The sequence below is a fragment of the Kibdelosporangium philippinense genome, assembly GCF_021390435.2.
Taxonomy (GTDB): Bacteria; Actinomycetota; Actinomycetes; order Mycobacteriales; family Pseudonocardiaceae; genus Kibdelosporangium; species Kibdelosporangium philippinense.
The window spans coordinates 1,924,170-1,946,297 of sequence record NZ_JAJVCN010000004.1; the positions used below are offsets into that span (position 1 = coordinate 1,924,170).

A 22,128-nucleotide genomic window follows, 5' to 3' on the forward strand; every position below is an offset into this window, starting at 1 on the left:
CTGATCGATTTCCACGCCGCCTGAGTCTGTGAGGGCGTTCCCGTGTGGTCCACCCGCTGTTCTGCGTCACGGAACGACGACGCCGCGCTGCTACCCGAAAGCCTTACGTTCGCTGCCATGGGACGACGAATTCTGCTGGCCGCGCCACGCGGTTTCTGCGCTGGAGTCGATCGCGCGATCGTCACTGTCGAGCGGGCGCTCGACCAGTACGGTCCGCCGATTTACGTGCGCAAGGAAATCGTGCACAACAAGCATGTCGTGCAGACGCTTCGGGATCGCGGAGTCGTTTTCGTCGACGAGATCGACGACGTCCCGGCCGGTTCGGTGGTCGTGTTCTCGGCGCACGGCGTATCACCCAAGGTGAAAAAGGATGCCCGAGACCAGGGGCTGATGGCGATCGACGCGACCTGCCCGCTGGTCACCAAGGTGCATCAGGAGGTCATCCGGTTCGCCAAGGACGGCTACCAGATCCTGCTCGTCGGCCACGAAGGCCACGAGGAGGTCGAAGGCACCATGGGCGAGGCGCCCGACCGGGTCCAGTTGATCGACACGGCCGAGGACGTCGATTCCGTCGCGGTGGACGATCCATCGAAAGTGATTTGGCTGTCCCAGACAACGTTGAGTGTCGACGAGACAATGGAACGCGTCGAAGGATTGAAAGAACGGTTCAACTTGTTGGCGGACCCGCCGAGCAGCGATATCTGTTACGCCACCCAGAACCGGCAGGTCGCGGTGAAACAGATCGCTCCATCGTGCGACCTCGTGCTGGTCGTCGGCTCGCGGAATTCGTCGAACTCGGTGCGGCTGGTGGAAGTGGCCTTGCAGGCCGGGGCCGCCGCGGCCTATTTGATCGACTCTGCTCGGGAAATCGAACTGTCCTGGTTGGACTCGGTGACCACGGTCGGGGTCACCAGCGGTGCCTCGGTGCCAGAGATTCTGGTCACCGAGGTCGTCGACTTCCTTGCCGGGCAAGGATGGCCCGAACCGGAGGAAGTCGTCACCGCTGAGGAACGGCAGGTGTTCGCGTTGCCTAGAACCCTGTCAGGTAAGCCTTCTCGATCTTGACCGGCTTGGCTGGCAGGCCGTCGCCCGGCACGGCCGGGTCGGTGTCGATGATGCCGTTGGCCACGATCCGGTCGAGCACGTCCATCCCGCGGACGACCTTGCCGAACACGGAGTAGTTCGGCTTGATGTTGGCGAACGTGTGGACGATGAAGAACTCGCTGCCGTTGGTGCCGGGGCCCTGGTTACCCATCGCGACGGTGCCGCGCGGGTAGGTCTCCTTGCCGTTGACCTCATCAGCGAACTTGTACCCAGGCCCGCCCACCTCGGCCTTGATCAGGTCGCCGCACTGCAGCACCCCGAGCCGCGCGTTGTTGGTCAACCGCCAGCACTGGCTCTTGTTGTAGAAGTGCTGCACGACCAGGCTGGCCATGTTGTGCGCGGCACATGGTGCCGTACCCGCCCGGTTCAGCTCGATCACGATCGGCCCGTAGTTGGTCTTGAAAGTGACCTTCTGGGTGCCGATGGTCAGCGCGTACGGCACCGGCCGCAGGACCGGCCGCGGTGACGGGTTCTCCGGCGTCGGCGTGAACTCACACCGGACGAACGGCTTGGTGGTGCTTGGCGAAGCCTGGGCCGGTGCGGCCGCGAGAACGGACGCCGCCAACGCGGCGACGGTGGTGAATACCCAACGAAGCTTCATGGCCGAGACAATAATCGGTTGTACCTGGCTTGTATCCGTACTGGCCAGGATGACGCCATGACGAACTGGGGACGGCTGCTGCTCGCGGCCGCGATCACAGTGACCTTGGTGCCGGGTGTCGCTTCCGCAGCGGCGGAATCACATTCGGAGAAGATCATCTTCGACGGTGGCGGCGACGACACGCTCAACGGCATCCGCTACCACTCGTTCCGGATCCCGGCGCTGATCCGTACCAACGACGACACGCTGATCGCGTTCGTCGAGGGCCGCGCGGAGAACAACGCCGACTACGGCAACATCAACCTGCTGTACAAGCGCTCGTTCGACAACGGCGCCACCTGGTCGGCGCTGGCCGAGGTGGTCGGCGGCGGCCTTGGCGTCTGGGGCAATCCGACCCCGGTCGTGGACCGGTCGAACGGCAAGATCTGGCTGTTCATGAACCGTCAGCCGGAAGGCAGCCACCCGGTGGACTCGTGGGACGACCGGCAGGTCTGGCTGTCCTCGAGCACGACCAACGGTGCCTCGTGGACCGCGCCGGTGGATATGTCTGCTTCCTTGAAGCCGCGTGAATTGGCGACGGGCAAGAGCTGGAACTGGGACGCGGTCGGGCCTGGTGTGGGAATTCAGACGACCGTGCGTAATCCGGGCAGGCTCGTGATTCCGGCGCAGCACCGGAACATTTACAGCGACGACCACGGCCAGACCTGGAAGGTCCAGGTCATGAAGACCACCTCGGGTGCGGCGATGGAACAGACCGGCGAATCGACCGTGCTCGAACTGGCGGATGGCCGGTTGTACCGAAATGACCGGCCGACCTCGGGCAACTGGGAGGACGTGAAACGCCGCTGGGTGGCCCGCGGCACGATCGAGGGTGGATTTACGGCATTCTCCGGCGCGGATTGCCTCCTCGACCCGTTGAACGAAGCTTCCACCATGCGTTATAACGCCGATGCGCCCGCGCGTCTTGCTTTCGTGAACTCCGCCAGCACCACGACCCGGACGAAGATGCGGATTCGGATGAGCGAGGACGAAGGCAAGACGTGGAGTTACAGCCGTCCGTTCTCGGACGCGCCATTGCCGCTGGAAGGCGGGAATTACAAGGAAGGCGGCTACTCCAGCATCGTGAAGACTGCCGATTACCACGTCGGCGCGTTGATCGAGGTCAACGAGAACACCGGCAGCAGCTCCACTTCGCACCGGTCTATCGCGTTCCGCAAGGTGAACCTGCCGTGGGTGCAGGGCGGCGTGCGCGAACCTGATTGCACTGAGTAAAAACCGCTGCGAGACGCCGTCAAGGTGGGTAGAAAGGCGTTATGACCAGTTCCCACCTTGATGGTGCTATCGAAATGCCCGATGGGACCTGGATCCGCGGCCGGGGTCTGCGTAACCCCGAGCCACCTGGCGAGAAGCCGGAATACGGCCTGTACCTTGGCTCAACCAAGATGCGCCGTAAGTACGAAGACCAGCTCACCTGGCCGCACGACTGGGTCGAATGGCCCGACTTCTGGCTGCCGAAGGACACCGAGGCCGCCAGTCGCGCGATCCGCAAGCTGCATGAGACGGCTCTGGCAGGCAAGCGGGTCGAGCTCGCCTGCGGCGGCGGTTTCGGCCGCACCGGCACCGCGATGTCCTGTCTGGCGGTCCTGGCGGGGATTGAGCCCGCCGACGCCGTCGCCTGGGTACGCGAGCACTACAGCCACCGGGCCGTCGAAACCCCATGGCAACGCAAATGGGTCCTACGTTTCCGCAGGTAAACCGTCGTGAGTGTTTTCGCCGGTTAGAACCGGCGAAAACACTCACGAGGGGTTTTTAGTCGACGGGCCAGGTGTGGACGGGTTTGTTCGAGTGCATGTGGGTGATGTACAGGTTCAGCATTCGCTTCAGGGCTGTGTAGCGGTCCACGTTGTCGCGTTCTTCGACCCTGGTGACCTCGTTGACCTGCCAGATCGCGCCATTTCGGCCGGTGAGGCAGCGGTCTTGGATGATCCCGAGCAGGCGGTCACGCTCGTCGGGGTGGACGCCCCAGCGGTCAAGACCTTCGTGGGCCATCGGCAACAGGCGCCGCAGAACCAACTCCGCCGCGGGCACGAAGCCGACACCTGGCCAGTACAACTGAGCCTCAAGCCCTTGGCGTGCACCGAGATGGAAGTTCTCCTCGGCCGCGCTGAACGACATCTGTGACCAGATTGGACGTTCGGCCTCCGCCAGCATCCGGACCACGCCAAAGTAGAACGCCGCGTTGGCCAACGTGTCCGCGACCGTCGGACCTGCTGGCAGGACTCGGTTTTCCACGCGCAGGTGCGGAGTTCCGGCGACCACGTCGTAAACCGGGCGGTTCCAGCGGTAGATCGTCCCGTTGTGCAGCCGCATCTCGGCCAGTGACGGAACGCGACCGGAATCCAAGGCTTCGAACGGGTCTTCTTCGTCCACAATGGGCAGCAAGGCCGGATACAGCCGGACGTTCTCCTCGAACAGGTCGAACACCGACGTGATCCACCGTTCGCCGAACCACACCCGCGGCCGAACACCCTGCGCCTTCAACTCGTCGGGCCGGGTGTCCGTGGCCTGTTCGAACAGCGGCACACGGGTTTCCTGCCACAGGTTCTGTCCAAACAGGAACGGCGAGTTCGCGGCCAGAGCGAGTTGGACACCGGCGATCGCCTGTGCGGCATTCCAATAGGCCGAGAACTGCATCGGGCTGACCTGCAAATGCAGCTGCGCACTTGTGCACGCGGACTCCGGCGCGATCGAGTCACACGTCACCTCAAGCCGTTCCGTGCCCTCGATCGAGATGTGCATGTCCTCGCCGCGCGCGGTGAAGATCTGGTCGTTCAGCAAGGCATAGCGCGGGTTCGCCGACAACGTGTCACGCGTCAGATCCGTTGCGCGCAACGTCGGCAGGATGCCGATCATCACCATATGCGCGCCTTTGCCGCGTGCTTTGTTCTCCGCGGCGTTCAGGCTGGCTCTGACCTGCTTCTCGAACTGGGTGATGCCGCCGCCGGAGAGTTCCCGCGGCTGCACGTTGATCTCGATGTTGAACTGGCCCAGTTCGGTGACGAAGTCCGGATCGGCGATCGCGTTGAGCACTTCCTCGTTGCGCATCGCCGGTTCGGTCTGGTTGTTGACCAGGTTCAACTCGATTTCCAGGCCGGTCATCGGCCGTTCGAAATCGAACCTCGACTCCTGCAGCATCCGGGCGAACGCGTCGAGGCATCGCCGTACCTTGTGCCGGTACCGAGTTCTGTCCTCGCGACTGAACTCTCGCTTCTCGACTTCCTGGCCCATGTCAGCCTCCCTGGATCCAGAGTCCGATCAGGCCGCGGAAGTGCGCGACGAACCGATCATGCTCAGCCGGTGGATAGGTCGTGCGTACCGTGTCGACGAGCAGCGCGTCGAAGTCCGGCGAGGAAACCCAATCCCGCACCATATCGTCCACACCGGACAGTGAGGTGGCGCAGAACTCGTGGTAGCGGGCCGTGTCGAAGTAGTCGTCGGCGAGCTTGCGGTACTCGGTCAGCTTCTCCGAATAGTCTATTTCGGAGTCGGCGACCTCGAAGTAGCGCCGGGTGTCCAGATCCAGCTGCGCCTTGCGTCCGGTCACCGCGCAGAACACCGACCACTTCAGCAAAGCGCCGATCGCCCACGGGAAGTAGTAGTGCAGCGAGGTGATCGAGATGTCCGGGCACGCGTTGGCGTAGTCGATCGGGTAGACCTCGGACCCGACGACCAGACTCTCACAGGAGTTGAACTCCCACCGGAAGAACGCGTTGATCAACCGGGAGATCGAGACGACCTCGGTGCCCGCTTCCTCGGAAAGGAAACCGTGTTGCACGGCGTACCGCTCGTGCATCGGCTTCTCCGGCTGGAAACGCATGACCATGGTGTCCGGGCCGATCGTCAACGACCGCGCGAACGAGTCGTAACCCTCGATCGACGCCTGCAGGTGCATCAGCATCTCGCCGGACGAGTCGTAGGCCTCGTGCAAGGCCTGTGGATCGGCGATCCGGGACACGCCACGCCACGCGCCACCGTCGTAGGGCTTCATGAACAGGGGGTACCCGACTTCGTTCGCGACAGCGTCCAAATCGAACGGCCGGTTGTACTTCTGCGCGGTGTACGCGTACTTCGCGTGATCGACCGGATTCTTGTACGGCACCAGCCACGTCGGCGGAACCTTCAACCCGAGCCGCATCATCGCGCAGTAAGCCGCGTGCTTTTCCATGGACTGGAACGTGAATGGGCTGTTGAGCAGGTACACGTCGTCCATCAACGCGACCTTCTTCAACCACTCCCTCGGCACGTAGTACCAGTACGCCAGCCGGTCGATGACCAGGTCGTAACGCGGTTTCGCGCGCAGGTCGAACGGCTCGATCGTGATCCGCTCAGTGGAAAGGGTGTGCTCGACGCCCGCGTTGTCGCGCACCGGCCCGAGGCGTTTCACCAACGTCTCGAACGCGCGCGGCCAGTCCTCCTCGGTGCCAAGCAGCAGTCCGAGCAAGTGCTCTGTGCGGTCCGGCATGCGCGGTCCTCCCTATACGAACCTCGGCAGGTGATGGGCGATTTGGGAACGCCACGACGGCCAGTCGTGCGGCACGTCGTGGCCCCAGACGTCGAGTTCGCAGCGCAGACCTTTGTCCCGCAGCAGATCGGCCATCTGCCGGGTGGACGGCAGCGAGCCGGTGGTGTCCTCCCACTGTCCCTGCCCGACCACGAGCAGGATCGACAGCCGCGACCGCAGCCAGTCGAGATGGGAGCCGTTCAGATTCGGCACGAAGTCGACCGGGTTCGCGAAGTACATCGCGTCACCCCGCTCGCCCCAACCGTGCCACGAGGACGCGTCGTAGTTGCCGGAGAGACCAAGCGCGAGGGGGAACAGATCGGCACGGCGCAGTGCGAAAAGCACGGAGTGGAACGCGCCGAGCGAGCATCCCATCGTCGCCACCTCCTGCGGGCCGCCCCCAAAAGAATCGGCACAGTCAGCGTGGATCATCGGCAGCACATGATCAAGGACCCATGCTTCGTACGTGCCGTGGTTCCTCGCGCGGTCCTCAAGCGGGATCGACCGGTTGGACCATGACGCGGCGTCGAACGAGTCGACGCAGTAGAGCTTGACGCGGCCGTCCTCCAGCAAGGGACGGACCGCGTCGATCATCCCGTTGCTCTCCCAGTCCCACGCGCGACCCTGTTCGGACGGGAACACCAGGAAAGGTCTGCCGTAGTGGCCGTACGCGATGACCGTTCCGCCGGCCAGGTCCACTTGATCACGCCTCAAGATCCCTCCCACACCGTGCGCAGCAGGTCAGCCAGCGCGGGGTCGAACGCGTCCCGCCACCCCACATAGTTGTGCGCGTCCGGGACCTCCACCAGTCCTGTGGGATATCCAAGTGCCACCAATGCCGCCGCCATCTGGCGATTGTTGGCCAGGTTCTCCTCAGCGAGACCGCACGTGACCGTCACAGGGACCGGCTTGCCCTTGCTCGTGCCGCGCACGATCCCGCTGACGAACCTGGTGACCCGCCGATACCGGCTGTACCCGGACTCCTGCGGATCCAACCGCCGATCGAAGAACGAACCAGATTGCAGGAACAGCCCACCGAATAACCCTGGCCTGCGACGTTGCGCGTGGAGCATGCCCAGCCCGCCAAGGCTCGCGCCCATCCCGACCACGGGCCGCTCGACCGGGACCAGCTTGCGGATGGTCGGCAGCAGGTCGCGGGCGAGCCTGCGGGCGTAATCGGGGTTGCCGGAGTATTCGTCGTCCCGGTCACCCGGCTGGAGCAGCGCGACGCGGTGGGGGATCTTGAACCACGCCGAGAATGTGGTGAGGCTGGCCAGTCGGTCGTACTCAGGGCCGTCGTTGGCCACGAGCAGAGGCATCGGGCCTTCTCCGGGGGACCACAGCCGTGCGTTGAACCCTGGAATGTCCAGGTATTCGCCGGTGGCGGGGGTGTCGAGCCACGCTGGCCGGACGTAGTCGGGGAACTCGACGACGGACTTGTCTCCGAAGGCTCCGGGTGCCCGCTTGTCGTTGCCGGGGTCGCAGATTTCCTCGATGCCGCCGTCGCGGTGCCGCAGTTGCAGGCGGTATTCCATCCGCCAGACCGGCGGCCGGTTGAGCAGCAGCGTCCAGCACTCGTTCGCGTGGGTGAACTCCATTCCGGCGCCTGGCAAGGACAGTGCGGGCAACAACCGGACCCCGGCGAGAACCGGGCCGTTGTCGGGCAGCCTGAAGGTCACCGAACTGGCCGTGACCAGCGGTCCGCCTTCGGTCGATTCGTCCACGCTGATCACGATCTCATGGCAGACTGCGGCGGCGTGAAAACTGGGTGGGGGCAAGTTCTCGCGGTCGTCGTCGCGGTGGTGGCTGGCGGCGAGGGCGCCAGCGACCGCGGGGATGCTGAAACCGCCTGCCACGCTCGCAGAGATCGCCGATATGCAACGGCAGATCGGCGTCCCAGTTCCGGCAGAGCTGATCGCCTCGCTGCTACGCCATAATGGCGCGGGCACGACCATGCTCGGGTTCATCCTGCCGCCGTTCTACATCCCGATGTCGACGCACAGCATCATCAGCGACGCCAAGATGATGTGCGACATTCTCGTCTCGAACGGGCACAACGACAGCGTCGGTTCGTGCTGGCACGGACAGGTCATTCCCGTCGCGCTGGACGGCGGCGGTGGGAATCTCCTGCTGGATCAGCGTCGTGGCCGCAACGGGAGGTTGGGCGACCACGACGAGGAGACGTACATGATGTTCGATCAGTGGCCGCCTACCCTCACTGACCTGATGGAGCAGACGGCCACCGCGCTGGAGACAGGGGAGCGGTCATGCAGGACTACCGTCCTAAGGTCACCGCGAAGGGTGAGCTGGAGTGGGACATCATTTGAGGTGCTTGTTCAGGAAGTTCACCGTGATGCCGAGTACCTGCTGACTGGTCCACGGCAGCCTGGACTCCGGGGTCGGCGCCAACGTGCCGTGCCCACCACCGTCCACAACATACCGTGTGCTGTCAGCTCCGGCGGCCTGTAAAGCGTTGTGCAGCAACAAGGTCTGGCTTGGCGAGATGATGGTGTCCTGGTTGCCGTGGAAGATCAAGAACGGCGGCGCGTCGGCCGTCACACGGTTCGCCGGGTTGGCCGCGGTCATGTCCGGCGCGTACTTGACGAAGCTGCTGGTCAACGGTGCCATCGCCTGCTGGCCAGCGGTGTCGAAGTCCGACGTGACCTTCGAAAGGTCGGTGGCGCCGAAGTCGTCGACCACGGCCTGGACATTCGCGTCACCGGTCAGGCCGGTCATCGACGCGAGATAACCGCCGGCAGAGTCGCCCCACACCGCGACTTTCGCCGGGTCGATGCCGTACTGGCTCGCGTTGGTGCGCAGGAACTGGATCGCGGCGGCGATGTCCGCGAGGGTGTCGGTGTACGTGGCGCCTTGCGGGATGGTCCGGTACTGGATGCTGGCGACGACGTATTCGGCCTCGGCCACGAATGTCCTCGTGGTCAAGGACATTCGTGGCCGATGACATGAACCCGCCGCCGGGAAGGTAGACGACAAGCGGCCGCACGCCCTCGGTCCGTGGCGCCAAGATGTCCATTTTGAGCTGGCCGGAGTACGTGACGTCCGATGTGGTCGTCAGCTGGATCCGTCCACACTGGATCTGTGCGTCGGTGCCTGGCTTGATCACCGTGCTCGTGCTGGTGTCGACTGGGACGACGATCTTGACCACGTGCTCTCCTCCGCGTGACGTGCGGAATAGCTATTCCGATTTCACTGTACGCCGATCCGGGTACCGTGGTGGTGTGCCGCCAAGCGACCGGATGCGCCGCGACGCCGAAACCAATCTGCGCAGGGTGCTGGCCGCGGCTGCGGAGGTGTTCGCCACCCAAGGGCTCGACGCGACCCTCGCTGACGTGGCCAAACACGCTGGAGTAGGAGTGGGCACGGTCTATCGGCGGTTCGCCAACAAGGACGAGCTGATCTATGAGATCTACCGTGAACGACTCAGGATGGCCGAGGATCGGGTCAGGGAAGCCACCGAGAGCGACGCGGTGTGGGACGCGTTCGTGCGGTTCTTCGAGGAGTCCATCCGTGTCCTCGCGGCCGACCGTGGCCTGTGGGAGTTGACCACCAGCGGCTTCAACGACTCGGTCGGCTGGTCACGCGGGAGCCCACCGACCCGGCTGACCGACTTGCTCACCGAGCACCGCGAGATCCAGGGCGGCCTGCTGCGAAAGCTGGTCAGCCGGGCACAAGAGGCCGGTTACCTGCGGACTGACTTCGAAGCGCTGGACATGATGGTGCTGTCCGCGGGGGTGCAGGCGACCATCACGTTCGGCGACGAGGCGTCCCGGCGCGCCCTCGGGTTCATCCTGGATGGCCTGCGTCAACGTGCGTGAATCAAACGTGAATCGCACGGTGATGTCGCGGCGGTTGCATCAGTGGCATGACCGAAAAGAAGATTCTCGCCGTTGTCGGAGCCACTGGTCAGCAGGGTGGTGGCCTGGCCCGTGCGATCCTTGACGACCCCGCCGGTGAGTTCAGCCTTCGCGCCTTGACCCGCGATGTCGATTCCGACGCCGCACGTGAGCTCGCGGCTCGTGGCGCGGAGGTCGTGCAGGCCGACCTCGACGACCCCGAGTCGGTGAAGAAGGCCTTTCAGGGCGCGTACGGCGCCTTCGTGGTGACGGCGTTCTGGGAGTACAACTCGCCGGAGCGGGAGCAGGCGCACGTGCGTGCGGCGGTCGACGCGGCCACTGCGGCGGGCCTGCAGCACGTGGTTTGGTCCACGTTGCCGGACACGCGCCTGCACGTGCCGATCGAGGATGGCCGGATGCCCACGCTGCACGGCAAGTACAAGGTGCCGCACTTCGACAGCAAGGGTGAGGCCGACAAGGTGTTCACCGACGCGGGCGTGCCGACCACGTTCCTGAGCACGACCATGTACTTCGAGTCCTTTCTCGACTTCTTCAAGCCGACCCGGGATGACAACGGCACGCTCTACATCACGCTGCCGATGGCCGATTCCCCGCTGCCCGGCGTCGCCCGTGAGGACATCGGTCGGACCGCGTACGGCATCTTCAAGCAGGGTAAGGACCTGATCGGGGAGACCGTCAACCTTTCCGGCGAGAACCTGACCGGCGAGGAGTACGTCGCCGAGATGGGCAAGGCGCTGGGGGAGAAGGTCGAGTACCGTCCGCTGACCTTCGAGCAGGTGCGGGCGCTGCCGGTTCCCGGCGCCGACGACATCGCCAACATGTTCCAGTACTACGCCGAGTTCTCCGACTACTTCGCCGGGGTTCGCAAGCCGGAGTACGTCCGCACGCTCAACCCTGACCTGCAGGACTTCGCCACCTGGCTGGCCGTTCACAAGGGGCAGCTCGCGGAATAACGGCTTTCGTCCAGCGGTTGACTTGAACGTTCATGTCATGCTTGAGTAGGTGAGGGACATGCAGTTCGGCATCTTCGGGGTCGGGGACATCGCGGTCGACCCGTGGACCGGCAAGGCGCCGTCGGAGCACGAGCGCATCAAGAACATGGTGGCCGTCGCGATGAAGGCCGAAGAGATCGGACTGGATGTGATTGCGGTCGGCGAGCATCACAACCCGCCCTTCGTGACGTCGTCGCTGACCACGATCCTCGGCTACATCGCCGCGCGGACAAGCAGGATCATCCTGTCCACATCGGTCACCCTGATCACCACGAACGATCCGGTGAAGATCGCCGAGGACTACGCGACCCTGCAGCATCTCGCGGACGGCCGGGTCGACCTGATGCTTGGCCGTGGGAACACGGGCCCGGTATATCCGTGGTTCGGGAAGGACATTCGCGACGGCCTTGGCCTCGCGGTAGAGAACTACGCGCTACTGCGGCAACTGTGACGTGAGGACGTGGTGGACTGGGAAGGCAAGCACCGCACGCCGTTGCAGTCCTTCACGTCCACGCCTCGGCCGCTCGACGGCGTACCGCCGTTCGTCTGGCACGGCTCGATCCGCAGCCCGGAAATCGCGGTACAGGCAGGGTTCTACGGAGACGGGTTCTTCCACAACAACATCTTCTGGCCCAAGGAACACACCAGGCGGATGATTGAGCTGTACCGTGGCCAGTTCGAGCACTACGGGCACGGGTCCGCCGACCAAGCGATTGTTGGTCTTGGCGGGCAGACGTTCATGCGGCGCACCTCGCAGGACGCGATCAAGGAATTCCGTCCGTACTTCGACCAATCGCCGGTGTACGGCGGCGGACCGTCACTGGAACAGACCATGCGGGAGACGCCGATCTCGGTCGGCAGTCCACAGCAGATCATCGACCGGACACTGCGGTTCCGTGAGGACTTCGGTGACTACCAGCGTCAGCTGTTCAATGTGGACGGAATGGGCCTTCCGCAGAAGGTCGTCCTTGAACAGCTGGACATCATGGGCGAGGACGTCCTTCCCGTGCTGCGCAAGGAGTTCGAGTCGATGAAGCCGAAGGCGCCGACCCACGAGACGCTGAAGGTGGCGTCATGACACGCACACTCGCAGTGGTGTCCGCGGGCCTGAGCCAGCCGTCGTCGAGCCGCCTGCTCGCCGACCGGCTGGCCGCGGCCGTCGTCCGGGCGATGTCCGACGACGTGGACGTGCGGATGATCGAACTGCGTGGTCACGCGCACAGTCTCGTGGACGCGATGCTTTCGGGATTTCCGCCACAGAACCTCAAACCCGTTCTGGACGCTGTGGCCAGTGCGGATGGCTTGATTGTTGTCACGCCAACGTATGCCGCCTCGTACAGCGGCCTCTTCAAGTCCTTTGTAGATGTTCTTGATGAGGGGATGGTCGCGGGCAAGCCGGTGTTGATCGGCGCGACGGGCGGTACGGAACGGCACTCGTTGGTGCTCGACTACGCGATGCGGCCGCTGTTCACCTACCTGAAGGCGATTGTCGTGCCGACAGGCGTGTACGCCGCGTCCGAAGACTGGGCAGGAACCACATTGTCCGCACGGATCGACCGCGCCGCGGGCGAATTGGCACACGACATAGTCCTGCGTGAGCGAACGATCCAGGCGGATCCCTTCGCGGATCCTCGTGAGTGGTTAGTCGTGTTAGAACACGTGTTAGAACACGTCTAACCACTCACGAGGGTTGACCAGGGAGGATGCAAGGGTGGAGTTGCGGTTCGAGGTGCTGGGCCCGGTCCGCGCGTGGCGCGGCGATACCGAGGTGGAGCTAGGGTCGCCGCAACAACGCGCCATCTTGGCGATTCTGTTGCTGCACAACGGCGGGGCCGTCTCACCGGACCAGCTGATCCAAGCGACGTGGGGGACAGATGCTCCACGCGCGGCGATCGGCATGGTCCGGTCGTACGTGTCGCGGCTGCGTAGCGCGCTCGGCCCGGTGATTCAATCCGTGACTCATGGGTACGCGCTGCCCAAGCCATCCCTTGACCTGACTGACTTTCAACGCCATATCGCCACGGCCAAGGCCGAGGACACCGCCGCTCGTGCCGCCGAGTTGCGCGCTGCTTTGGCGCTGTGGAAGGGAACTCCGCTCGCGGGCGTGCGCGGCGACTACGCGGAGGCTGAACGCGTGCGGCTGGGAAACGTTCAGCTCAGCGTGATCGAGGACCTGGCAGCGGCTGATATCGAACTCGGCAGACAGGCCGAGGCCGTCGCGGATCTGATGGCGATGGTCGAGCAGCATCCGTTCCGCGAGCGATCGCGGGAGCTGCTGATGCTGGCGCTGTACCGATCGGGACGGCAGGCCGAGGCGTTGGCGTTGTTCGACGAGACCCGCCGGGTGCTCCTCGACGAACTCGGCATCGACCCAGGTCCGGACCTGCGCGAAATGCGCCAGCGAATCCTGGTCTCCGACCCCACCCTGACTCCCGCGGTTGTCGTGGCGCGGCCCGCGCAACTGCCCGCGGACGCACCGTTCTTCGTCGGCCGAGGCAAGCTGTTTCCGCAGATCACGTCGGCGTTGGCAGAGGGCATCCCGGTTGGTATCGAAGGAATGCCTGGCGTCGGCAAGACCGCGCTGGCCATCCACATAGGACACCAGATGGCCGCGGAGTTCCCCGACGGCACGCTGTTCGTCGACCTGGCGAAGTCACCCGATCCGCTGGCCGAACTGCTGCGCGCGGTGGGTGTCGTCGACCTGCCTCGAACAACGTGGGAACGCGAGACCTTGTGGCGGACATTGACGAGCGCGAAGCGGATACTGATCGTGATGGACAACGTCCGTGGACCCGTGGAAGCACTACTGCCCAGTTCCGGCGCCGTGCTCATCACCGCACGTCAGCGGCTGTACGAGCCGCCACATGCGAGGTGGATCACCCTGGGTGGCCTCGATGAGGACGAAGCCGTGCTGCTGTTCGAGCACATGATCGGTGAGGCCAGGGTGCGCGCCGAGCCGGTCGCGACCCGACGGCTGGTCGCGAGCACGCTAGGCATCCCGCATTTGGTGCAGGCAATGGGAAACCGGATCGCATCACGGCCAAAGTGGACGATCGCGTCGGTCAGTGAGTGAGCCGAACGGCGAGTGCCGGGCGCGCCAGCGCAGCCGCCGGAATGCGAGATGATCGAACGGCCGTTCAAGGAGATCCTGGCAGACCTCGACGCGGAGCAACTCCGCGTGTTGTTGCTGGTGTCGTTGGTCGAATCGCCGGAGATCGACGTGCTCGCGGCTGCCGCGCTGCTGGACAGGCCCGTGACCCTGTCCGAGGATCTGCTGGAATCCTTGGTGGACAAGCACATTCTCGAGAGCACGGTACGGGACCGATACCGGCACCTGTCACCGGTGAAGAGGTATGCCCGAGTTCGTGCGCTGGCTGAGGTCGGCCGCGTCGAGTGCGAGGCCGCATTGGGCAGGTTGGCCGAGTACCACGAACGCAGGTTCCTGCCGCAGGACCTGGTTGCCGTCAAAGGCTAGCGGCGACCGCGTGCTGCGGCAGCTTGGCGTCGATCTTTCGCATGCCCCAAGCAGCCAGGCAGGCACAGACGAACACAACCAGCCACGGCAGCCAGATCGCGATCTGGAAAAGGCCCACCACACCAGGCGCCGCGACGCCTGCGATGGCGAACGCGTACTGGAAGGCCGCCAGGTAACGCCCCCGGACAGCGGGCGGCGCGGCGGCCTCGGCCAGTGCGTTCACCCTGGACTGGAATATCAGCACAGCCGCGGCCACGATCAACGTCGTGACCAGCAAGTACGGGATGCGCCACGCTGACGGCAGCAGAACCGTGGCGAGGGCGGCGACGCACCACACCGCGAAGAGCCCCGAGCTCAGCACGACCGCTGTGGTGCGCTTGTACATGCGGGTCGCCTGCACCGCCAACGTGCCGCAAGTCGCGGTGATCGCCGTGATCAGGCCGAGAAAGGCACCGGGAACCCAGTCGGGCATGTGCAACTGCTCTACCGTGAAGACCGGGATGCCGACCAGGAAGAAGTCGGTGGCCAGACCGACAAGGAAGGTCACGCCGATCAGAGCCAGGTAAGGCCGGTCACGCAACGGGCTCTGGGCTTTGCTTTCCTGCGGGGGCACCACGTGAGCCATCGGATGCACCCGGAACCTCAAGAGCAGCGCGCACAACACGAAGCTGACGCCGTCCAGCGTGATCGCGACCGTGTATCCAGTGGGACCTGCGGTCGAGAGCAGCACCGCGGCCGCGAGAGTGCCAGCCCCGAACGAGGCGCTGCGCACCATGCCGACAACCGCGAACGCCTTGTCCTTGGGTCCTACTCCAGCCACATCGGCGATCAAAGCGAACAGGGATCCGTAAAACATCTGCTGACCAGTGGCCAGCAAGGCCGCCGCGAGCACGGTGACCGCGACCCCGTCGGCGGCGAGGTAGGTGAACGCGCCCGCCGCCTGGATCACCTGCGAGAGGACCACGACGCTACGGGGGCCTGCGCGATCGACCAGTCGTCCAGTGAGTGGCAGGACCAGCCAGGCCGACCATCGTGCCGATCATGACGGCCGTGCCCGCCACGCCGACCGTCAGGCCGATCACCTGGACCGCGTAGACCACCACCAGCGGCAGGAAGAGTCCGGATCCGAAGTTGTCGACGGCGAGCGCGATCAGCAAGGCAATTCGGCTGTTCCCCACTGGTCACACCGTATTGGATCTAGAAGCTACTTGCCTAGCATGCCTCGGACAAAGGCGGCCTGGCCCACGTGCTGCAGGTCGTCGGAGATCACGCTGATCAGCCGCACGCCCAACGTCACCGGTGGATCCCAAGCCTCGTCCACGATCCGGTCAAAATCCTTGTCCTTCAGGGTTTTGACGTAGTCGATGGTCTGCTCGTTGGTCGCGTCGTAGTAGCCGATCAGTAGCTCGGCGCTGGCTTTGACCTTGGCGACCTGTGCGGCGCTGTGGCCGTAGCCGGTGTCGGATTTACGCAGGGACAGCCCGAATCGGTCGAACCAGCCCTGATCGGTCCACACCTGCGGGTGATCCGCGGCGTCGGCGAGGTGGTCGTCCTGGATCCTGGTGAGGTGCCAGACGAGCCACGCGATGGTGTTCGCACTGTCGCCGACCCGGAACGCCAGGTCATCGGTGCTCAGGTCGTCCACCACCGCGTGGACTTCTTCCCGCACACGGCCGAACGCGTCGACGAGCAACTCTGCGCTAGTCACTCCCCTGACACTACCTGCTCAGGATGATCCGCAGCGGTGTCGTGTCGGGATCCACTGGGAACACACAGGTCTCCACCTCGACACGGCCCGCGATGTTCAGGTCGCACACCCATGGCAGCTGTCCGTACCGGCGCTTTGCCTCCACGCGTGCGTCACCGATTGTCGGTTCTGGCGGCAAACTCAATGTGTCCATTGGCTTGCACAGCATTATCTGCGTCACCGAGTCACAGATCGCCAACGCGGCTGGCGGGGCCTCGGCAGGAATTTGAGCGGCCGGTGTCACGGCGCCGCCGGTTGTCGCTGTTACGGCGATGACGCCAGCCATGATCAGGTTCAGCATGACTCACCTACCCTGCTGTCGTAGTTCTGGCACAACAGGATTCGGCTTGTCCATTATGGAGCAAACCGCTCGCTCAGGTGGTTTCGCGCATCAGCGGCTGGGTACTAGTGGTCACGATCGGAAGTCTGTCGGGGGTCTCGACGGCCCAGCTTCCCGCTAGGAGGCCGCTGAATAATCGGCGTGTCGCCCCAGGATGTGGGTTTGAGCTGGGAGAATCGTTTCATGCAGGGTGTGGAGCGTGGTGATCGGGAGCTGCTGGACGCGGAGGCGCTGGTCGGTCATCTGGTCCCGGCGGGGAGCATGTTCGCGTTCCTGGCCGGGCATCGCCGGAATCTGTTCCCCGATGGAGAGTTCGAGGATCTGTTCCCCTCGGGCAAGGGACGGCCCTCGATCCCGGCGTCGGTGATGGCCTCCATCCTGGTGTTGCAGACCCTGCATGATCTCTCGGATCGGGAGACCGCTGAGGCGGCCCGGTGTGACCTGCGGTGGAAGGTCGCGACCGGGATGGCATTGGACGACAAGGGATTCGACCCCTCGACGCTGGTGTACTGGCGCAAACGACTGGCCACCTCGGGGCGGCCGCATCGGATCAACGACGCGGTGCGCACGGTCGTCGAGGAGACCGGGATCCTGCGTGGCCGCCGCAAGCGGGCGGTGGATTCCACGATCCTGGCCGACGCGGTCGCCACCCAGGACACCATCACCCAGCTGATCTCGGCGATCCGGCGGGTGGATCGGCAGGTGCCCGGCGCGGCGGGGCAGATCGCGAAGGTGTGTACCGGCCATGACTACAGTCGGCCGGACAAGCCGAGGATCGACTGGGACGACCCGGCCGCCAGGGACGCGCTGGTCTCCGCGCTGGTCAACGATGCGAACGCGCTGGTGGCGGCGCTGGCCGATACCGAACTGGAAGGCGACGCGGAGTTCGCGTTGGCGTTGCTGGCGTTGGTCGCCGGTCAGGATGTCGAGCCCGCCGAGGGCAGTGACGGCACTGATGGGCGGTGGCGGATCGCCCGCAAGGTCGCCCCGGACCGGGTGGTGTCCACAGTGGATCCGGATGCGCGGCATACCCGCAAGTCCCCGGAGAACCGGCGGGACGGGTATCGGGCGCACGTGGCGGCCGAGCCCGAGACCGGGATCGTCACCGACGAGAAGGTGACCACGGCCGCCGGCACGGAGAACTCCGACCCCGCTGTGGCCGAGGAGTTCCTCGACGCCGAGGACGGCAAGCGCGCGTGGTACGGCGATTCCGCCTATGGCACAGGGGATCTACGCGGTGGGATCGACGATGCCGGGCATGAGGCGGTGATCAAGCCCAAGCCGCTGCGGGCTCCGGTCGAGGGCGGATTCACCGTGGACGACTTCACCGTGGACGAGCAAGCGGGCACGGTCACCTGCCCCAACGACATCACCCGCCCGATCAGCCGGACCCGGGTCGCCACCTTTGGCGCTCTCTGTCGTGCCTGCTCACTGCGTGCACAGTGCACCACGTCCAAGACCGGCCGTAAAATCGTTCTGCACCCACGAGATGACCTGCTGCGCCAAGCCCGACGCGACTGGGCGGACAAGCCCGAACTGCGCGAGAGCTACAGGACGTTCCGCCCCAACGTGGAACGGGTCATCTCCCAGATCGCCAGCCGCGGTGGCCGACGTCTCAAACTCCGATATCTAGGCACCGGCAAGAACAACGCCTGGCTCAAACGCCGCACCGCAGCCTTGAACCTCCGCAACCTCATCGGTCGCGGCCTGACCCATACGGCGGGCGCTTGGACCCTGGCTACCTGAGGGAAACCACGGCCCAACCCCCAGTCTTGGGAGTTGTGAACCTCGTCGAGCAACCGCCCTGGGCTCCCTGAACGCCCAGCATCGCCCATGAATCAGCAAGGCCCAGGTCCTCGCCTGCCATCACTCGGTGACAACCAACCCGCAAACCACCCTAATTCAGCGGCCTCCTAGCGGGAAGCTGGGCCGTCGAGACCCCCGACAGACTTCCGATCGTGACCACTAGTACCCAATTGGAACGTTCCATCCAGAACGGACGAACAATCATGACTGACGCCGACCTGGCCCGTTCATTGGGCTTCACCAGCGAGTACGCGGATGTCAACGGAACACGCCTGCACTACGTGATCGGCGGCGAAGGCAGCCCCCTGATCCTGTTGGGAGGCTGGCCCCACACCTGGTGGGAATTCCACAAGATCATGCCAGCGCTAGCCGAACACCACCGCGTTGTAGCGGTCGACCTGCGCGGAATGGGCGGATCAGCCAAGCCGGAAAGCGGCTACGACAAGAAGACCATGGCCCGCGACATCGCCGAGCTGATCAAGACACTCGGCTTCTCGAACGCCAACGTCGCCGGCCACGACATCGGTGCGATGGTCGCGTACAGCCTTGCCGTGCATCACCCGGAGGCGATCGGCAAGCTCGCACTGCTTGACGTGCCACACCCGGACGAGGGCTGGTTCTTCTTCACGATGTTGCCGCAGCCACAGGTCCCGCACATGTGGTGGTTCGCCTTCAACCAGTTGACGGAGCTTCCGCAGGTCCTGCCCAACGGGCGGTTCCGCGCGTTGATCGACCATCTTTGCGAGGGTGGGCTGGTCAACAAGGACGCGATCACCGAGACCGACCGTGAGATCTACGCCAAGGCGTACGACTCGCCTGACGCGATCCGGGCCTCGAACGCCTGGTACCAGACGTGGCTCCAGGACATCGAGGACATGAAGACGTACACACCGGTGACGTTGCCGGTCCTGGGCCTCGCGGCTGAGGACAACGCTTTCCTGGAAGCTGCTCTACGCAGGCAAACCACCTCGTTCCAGCACGAGCGCATCGTGGGCAGCGGGCATTATCTGGCAGAGGAACAGCCCGAGGCGGTCACCGGCCACCTGCTGAAGTTCTTCAGCTGACGGGTCACCGGCGACCTGCGGCACTACCTCGGCTGACTGCCTCGACCTGGCGCCGGAGCAGTCACCAGCCACCCACAGCATTACCTCGACTGACCTCCTCAGCTTGGCGCCGTGGGCTGCGCAACGCGGCCCTTGTCGGATAGCCGACGCGGAACGAGAAGACCGCGTGCCCACCCGGCGGGACCAGCGCACTGGTGAACTCCGGCTTCAGATCGACCGATCGTTCCCGGTCGATCCGTTCCTCGATCTGGTTGATAGGTTGCGTCGTGCCACACCAATGAGATGTCCGGGGTTTCCGCCAGCGTGGCGAACTCGGCGTGGCCACGGGCCGGGAGTCATAGGCAACGCGGTTCGTGTGGCGGTGCGGGATCGCGTCAAAGAGCGCGGATTTCTCCGAAGTAGACCGTCCGAGAAGGACAGTCGCGCAGTCGTACATCCAGTTTCAGGCCACGATATCGAGCGGCAAGTGCGAGGTTCTCCAACGCTCGTCCCACGCTACGTAAGCCGCCCCGGATCCGGTCGAGAACACCCCCTGGTCGACCGCCTGCCACGTCGTCGCGCCAGTCCCAACCACTGCGAAGGAACCCAGCCCCAGTAACAGTTTCCGTCTGTTGATCACGTCTCCCCCTCGAAAAGTCTTCGGCCCTCGTCGGTCAGATACGGCTCGAGCACGACCATCAGCAGGTCAGTCACCCGGGCGACCTGCTGCTCGTCGGTCGGATCGCTGGTCAGATCCAGAAACGGCTGCCAGCCCTCAGCCACCAGCCACAGCGCAGTGATCAGGTCATCGATCGTCCGCGGCAACTGCGGCACGCGGATCACGTTCTGCAGCACCAGTTCTTGGGCGAACGACCGTTGTTCACTGAATCGCCGTTCATAAACCACGTCGTACGCCGCCCGAAGCCGGTCATCGGCACGCAGCAGCACGAGCATCTCACGCTGAAAGAACCGGTATTCCCAGCTCAGAGCCGCAGCTTCAGCCAGGTTGCGCCCGAGGACAGCCAGGTTCTTGCCCGCGTCGCGGTCCGGCCGCCACCGGTCGTCGAGCTCACGCGCATACCGGTCGAACAGCGCGTGGATGATCTGCTGCTTGTCGCGGAAGTGGTAGTAGAGGTTGCCGGGGCTGATCCCGGCGCCAGCCGCGATGTGGTTCGTGCTGACCGCCGCGGTTCCGCGCTCGTTGAACAGGTCCCGGGCGGCTTCGAGCACCTTCAGTCGCGTCCGCTCGGAAGTTTTAGAGCTCATGCTCTAATTAGAGCACATACTCTAAACGCTGGCCACTAAAAAGGCCCCCGAGTCATCCCCGGAGGCCTTACGCTGTTAATCCACCAATCGCAGGTCGGCCGCCTTGGCGTCCGCGGTGCCAGGGATGGTGTCGAACTTGTCGGGGTCGATCCGGTCGACCGCGCCCGTGCTGACGTCGGCGATCATCCGGTTCAACCCGGCGACGACCGCCCGCGTGAACCGTTCCCGGTGTTGCTGGCCAAGGGTTTGCGTCTGGCCACGAACCTCGAACAGCACGGTTCCGGTGCCGTTCAAGGCAAAGGAACAGCGCGCCTGACCAGGCAGGTCACGGTCGGCCGCGTGTGGATAGCGCGCGCCGATGTAGCCGCCTTCGGTCATCCCGTTGAAGGCGCTGATCGCCAGCTGCCGTGATTCATCCTTTGTGTACACGTCACGGTACTTCGCATACTTCTGGCCGTCCTCGAAGAACCGGTCCGGCAACGGCGGGTAGTCCACCGCCACGTCGAGGAACTTGTTGCTGCCTTCCTGCCGGACGCACGCGCCCTGGTGATGCAGGTCGACATACACGTCAGGCACCCTGCCGCGCTCGGCCTTCAGGTCGAGGTACACCTTGCGCAGCGCCCTGGCCTCCGGCGTGATGAACCAACCGGGCTGGTCGGGCGAGCCGGGCACGTCCGCGGCCTGCGGCACGTAGTTCAGCTCGGGGTGGAAGTCGCGGTTGACGTCGAACCCGGGCCTGGTGCGATAGTCATCTCCTTGCTGCTGGCCGGAAATGTAGTTCCACGCGGGTGGACGCCCAGCCAGTTGCGGGAACGTGCGCTGCACTTCGGCCCAGGAGATGTCGTTGCCCCTGCGGTCGAGTTCGGCGCCGTCCGGGTTGAGCTTCGGCACCGCGACGAACGTGATCGCCGCGCGTATCCGCTTGGCGTGCGCGGATTCCGACGTGCCAAGGAAATCGAGGATACGCAACAATGCGTCGGTCCCGGTCTTCTCGTTGCCGTGGATCTCGCTGCTGACAACCATCACCTTGGGCCCGGTACCGACGGTCACCCGGTGAATCGTGCGGCCGCGGTTCGACAGGCCCGCGGACTCGACCTTGACCCTGCCCTTGCTGACGCGTTGCAACCGGCCCAGTTCCCCCTGGAGTTCTCGGTAGTCGGTGAACTCGTGGATCGGCAGTTCCCGTGGTTCCTCACTGCACGGCCGTGCCTGGATTTCTGGCTGTGCTGCCGCCGCGAAGGTGGGATTGACCAGGCCGAAGGCCATGGCGGCGGCGAGTGTGCCAACAAGAATCCGCATGGACGCCTCCCAGTATGTT

At 64.6% G+C, this 22,128-nt stretch carries 23 protein-coding genes and 2 pseudogenes; 12 read left to right on the forward strand and 13 right to left on the reverse strand.

Annotated elements, in window-relative coordinates; all coding sequences use genetic code 11:
• Positions 1-117 precede the first annotated feature (117 nt).
• Positions 118-1,065 carry a 4-hydroxy-3-methylbut-2-enyl diphosphate reductase gene (locus LWC34_RS52010; RefSeq protein ID WP_233733711.1) on the forward strand — a complete coding sequence of 316 codons (948 nt, stop codon included), beginning with the start codon at positions 118-120 and terminating at the stop codon, positions 1,063-1,065.
• On the opposite strand, the gene LWC34_RS52015 is transcribed toward LWC34_RS52010, so the two are convergent.
• Positions 1,031-1,705 (reverse strand): peptidylprolyl isomerase, encoded by a 675-nt coding sequence (locus tag LWC34_RS52015; RefSeq protein ID WP_233733713.1) that lies wholly within the window; start codon positions 1,703-1,705, stop codon positions 1,031-1,033. The two genes, LWC34_RS52010 and LWC34_RS52015, sit on opposite strands and share 35 nt — an antisense overlap.
• A gap of 57 nt (positions 1,706-1,762) precedes the next feature.
• Here LWC34_RS52015 and LWC34_RS52020 point away from each other — a divergent pair, with 57 nt between their 5' ends.
• The gene (locus tag LWC34_RS52020) at positions 1,763-2,977 is read left to right on the forward strand and encodes a sialidase family protein (protein WP_233733714.1); all 1,215 of its coding nucleotides are present in this window, start codon (positions 1,763-1,765) and stop codon (positions 2,975-2,977) included.
• A 74-nt stretch (positions 2,978-3,051) separates the two neighbouring features.
• Positions 3,052-3,459: a protein-tyrosine phosphatase family protein gene (locus tag LWC34_RS52025; protein ID WP_233733715.1), complete on the forward strand. Its 408-nt coding sequence runs from the start codon at positions 3,052-3,054 to the stop codon at positions 3,457-3,459.
• A 55-nt stretch (positions 3,460-3,514) separates the two neighbouring features.
• Here LWC34_RS52025 and LWC34_RS52030 read toward each other — a convergent pair whose 3' ends face one another.
• The 4 genes from LWC34_RS52030 to LWC34_RS52045 are packed head-to-tail and all read right to left on the reverse strand — an operon-like array spanning position 3,515 to position 8,233.
• A complete protein-coding gene (locus LWC34_RS52030) occupies positions 3,515-4,993 on the reverse strand; it encodes a glutamate-cysteine ligase family protein (protein ID WP_233733716.1) in 1,479 nt (492 codons plus the stop codon).
• A 1-nt stretch (position 4,994) separates the two neighbouring features.
• Positions 4,995-6,227, reverse strand: coding sequence for an ATP-grasp domain-containing protein (locus tag LWC34_RS52035; RefSeq protein WP_233733717.1), 1,233 nt, complete (start codon positions 6,225-6,227; stop codon positions 4,995-4,997).
• Positions 6,228-6,239: 12 nt separating this feature from the next.
• Entirely contained in the window at positions 6,240-6,980 is a 741-nt protein-coding gene (locus tag LWC34_RS52040) for an esterase family protein (RefSeq protein ID WP_233733718.1), read from the reverse strand.
• Positions 6,977-8,233, reverse strand: a complete 1,257-nt coding sequence (locus tag LWC34_RS52045) for an alpha/beta hydrolase (RefSeq protein WP_233733719.1) — start codon at positions 8,231-8,233, stop codon at positions 6,977-6,979. The genes LWC34_RS52040 and LWC34_RS52045 overlap by 4 nt, the downstream gene beginning before the upstream one ends.
• On the opposite strand from LWC34_RS52045, the pseudogene LWC34_RS59245 reads away from it, so the two are divergent.
• Positions 8,142-8,372: pseudogene (locus tag LWC34_RS59245) on the forward strand (SMI1/KNR4 family protein); the annotation flags it as partial. The gene LWC34_RS52045 and the pseudogene LWC34_RS59245 sit on opposite strands and share 92 nt — an antisense overlap.
• 213 nt (positions 8,373-8,585) lie before the next feature.
• Here the strand turns inward: LWC34_RS59245 and LWC34_RS52050 are convergent.
• A complete protein-coding gene (locus LWC34_RS52050) occupies positions 8,586-9,209 on the reverse strand; it encodes an alpha/beta hydrolase (protein WP_250109481.1) in 624 nt (207 codons plus the stop codon).
• Positions 9,210-9,292: 83 nt separating this feature from the next.
• Between LWC34_RS52050 and LWC34_RS52055 the strand changes: the two genes are divergently transcribed.
• The 6 genes and pseudogenes from LWC34_RS52055 to LWC34_RS52080 all read left to right on the forward strand — a co-directional run bounded on the left by LWC34_RS52055 (position 9,293) and on the right by LWC34_RS52080 (position 14,608).
• The gene (locus LWC34_RS52055; protein WP_233733721.1) at positions 9,293-10,102 is read left to right on the forward strand and encodes a TetR/AcrR family transcriptional regulator; all 810 of its coding nucleotides are present in this window, start codon (positions 9,293-9,295) and stop codon (positions 10,100-10,102) included.
• 47 nt (positions 10,103-10,149) lie between these two features.
• Positions 10,150-11,094: an NmrA/HSCARG family protein gene (locus LWC34_RS52060; protein WP_233733723.1), complete on the forward strand. Its 945-nt coding sequence runs from the start codon at positions 10,150-10,152 to the stop codon at positions 11,092-11,094.
• 58 nt (positions 11,095-11,152) lie between these two features.
• Positions 11,153-12,211: pseudogene (locus LWC34_RS52065) on the forward strand (LLM class flavin-dependent oxidoreductase).
• Positions 12,208-12,810, forward strand: a complete 603-nt coding sequence (locus LWC34_RS52070) for an FMN reductase (RefSeq protein ID WP_233733725.1) — start codon at positions 12,208-12,210, stop codon at positions 12,808-12,810. Before LWC34_RS52065 ends, LWC34_RS52070 begins: the two are co-directional and overlap by 4 nt.
• 34 nt (positions 12,811-12,844) lie before the next feature.
• Positions 12,845-14,206: an AfsR/SARP family transcriptional regulator gene (locus LWC34_RS52075; RefSeq protein WP_233733727.1), complete on the forward strand. Its 1,362-nt coding sequence runs from the start codon at positions 12,845-12,847 to the stop codon at positions 14,204-14,206.
• A 12-nt stretch (positions 14,207-14,218) separates the two neighbouring features.
• Complete coding sequence (locus tag LWC34_RS52080; protein ID WP_233733729.1) at positions 14,219-14,608, forward strand: hypothetical protein; 390 nt, start codon at positions 14,219-14,221, stop codon at positions 14,606-14,608.
• On the opposite strand, the gene LWC34_RS52085 is transcribed toward LWC34_RS52080, so the two are convergent.
• Genes LWC34_RS52085 through LWC34_RS52100 form a run of 4 tightly spaced genes read right to left on the reverse strand, consistent with a single transcriptional unit; the run spans position 14,598 to position 16,656 of the window.
• Complete coding sequence (locus LWC34_RS52085; RefSeq protein ID WP_372496822.1) at positions 14,598-15,572, reverse strand: MFS transporter; 975 nt, start codon at positions 15,570-15,572, stop codon at positions 14,598-14,600. The two genes, LWC34_RS52080 and LWC34_RS52085, sit on opposite strands and share 11 nt — an antisense overlap.
• 4 nt (positions 15,573-15,576) lie before the next feature.
• Entirely contained in the window at positions 15,577-15,786 is a 210-nt protein-coding gene (locus tag LWC34_RS52090) for a hypothetical protein (protein WP_233733731.1), read from the reverse strand.
• A 26-nt stretch (positions 15,787-15,812) separates the two neighbouring features.
• Complete coding sequence (locus LWC34_RS52095) at positions 15,813-16,316, reverse strand: mycothiol transferase (protein ID WP_233733732.1); 504 nt, start codon at positions 16,314-16,316, stop codon at positions 15,813-15,815.
• Between the two features lie 10 nt (positions 16,317-16,326).
• Positions 16,327-16,656 carry a hypothetical protein gene (locus tag LWC34_RS52100; protein ID WP_233733733.1) on the reverse strand — a complete coding sequence of 110 codons (330 nt, stop codon included), beginning with the start codon at positions 16,654-16,656 and terminating at the stop codon, positions 16,327-16,329.
• Positions 16,657-16,878: 222 nt separating this feature from the next.
• Between LWC34_RS52100 and LWC34_RS52105 the strand changes: the two genes are divergently transcribed.
• Positions 16,879-18,441, forward strand: coding sequence for an IS1182 family transposase (locus LWC34_RS52105; protein WP_233733734.1), 1,563 nt, complete (start codon positions 16,879-16,881; stop codon positions 18,439-18,441).
• A 263-nt stretch (positions 18,442-18,704) separates the two neighbouring features.
• Complete coding sequence (locus LWC34_RS52110) at positions 18,705-19,565, forward strand: alpha/beta fold hydrolase (RefSeq protein WP_233733735.1); 861 nt, start codon at positions 18,705-18,707, stop codon at positions 19,563-19,565.
• Positions 19,566-19,626: 61 nt separating this feature from the next.
• Here LWC34_RS52110 and LWC34_RS52115 read toward each other — a convergent pair whose 3' ends face one another.
• The 3 genes from LWC34_RS52115 to LWC34_RS52125 form a co-directional block, all read right to left on the reverse strand.
• Entirely contained in the window at positions 19,627-20,001 is a 375-nt protein-coding gene (locus LWC34_RS52115) for a hypothetical protein (RefSeq protein ID WP_233733736.1), read from the reverse strand.
• A 179-nt stretch (positions 20,002-20,180) separates the two neighbouring features.
• Entirely contained in the window at positions 20,181-20,810 is a 630-nt protein-coding gene (locus LWC34_RS52120; RefSeq protein WP_233733737.1) for a TetR/AcrR family transcriptional regulator, read from the reverse strand.
• Positions 20,811-20,885: 75 nt separating this feature from the next.
• The gene (locus tag LWC34_RS52125; RefSeq protein WP_233733738.1) at positions 20,886-22,109 is read right to left on the reverse strand and encodes a M14 family zinc carboxypeptidase; all 1,224 of its coding nucleotides are present in this window, start codon (positions 22,107-22,109) and stop codon (positions 20,886-20,888) included.
• Between the last annotated feature and the right edge of the window lie 19 nt (positions 22,110-22,128).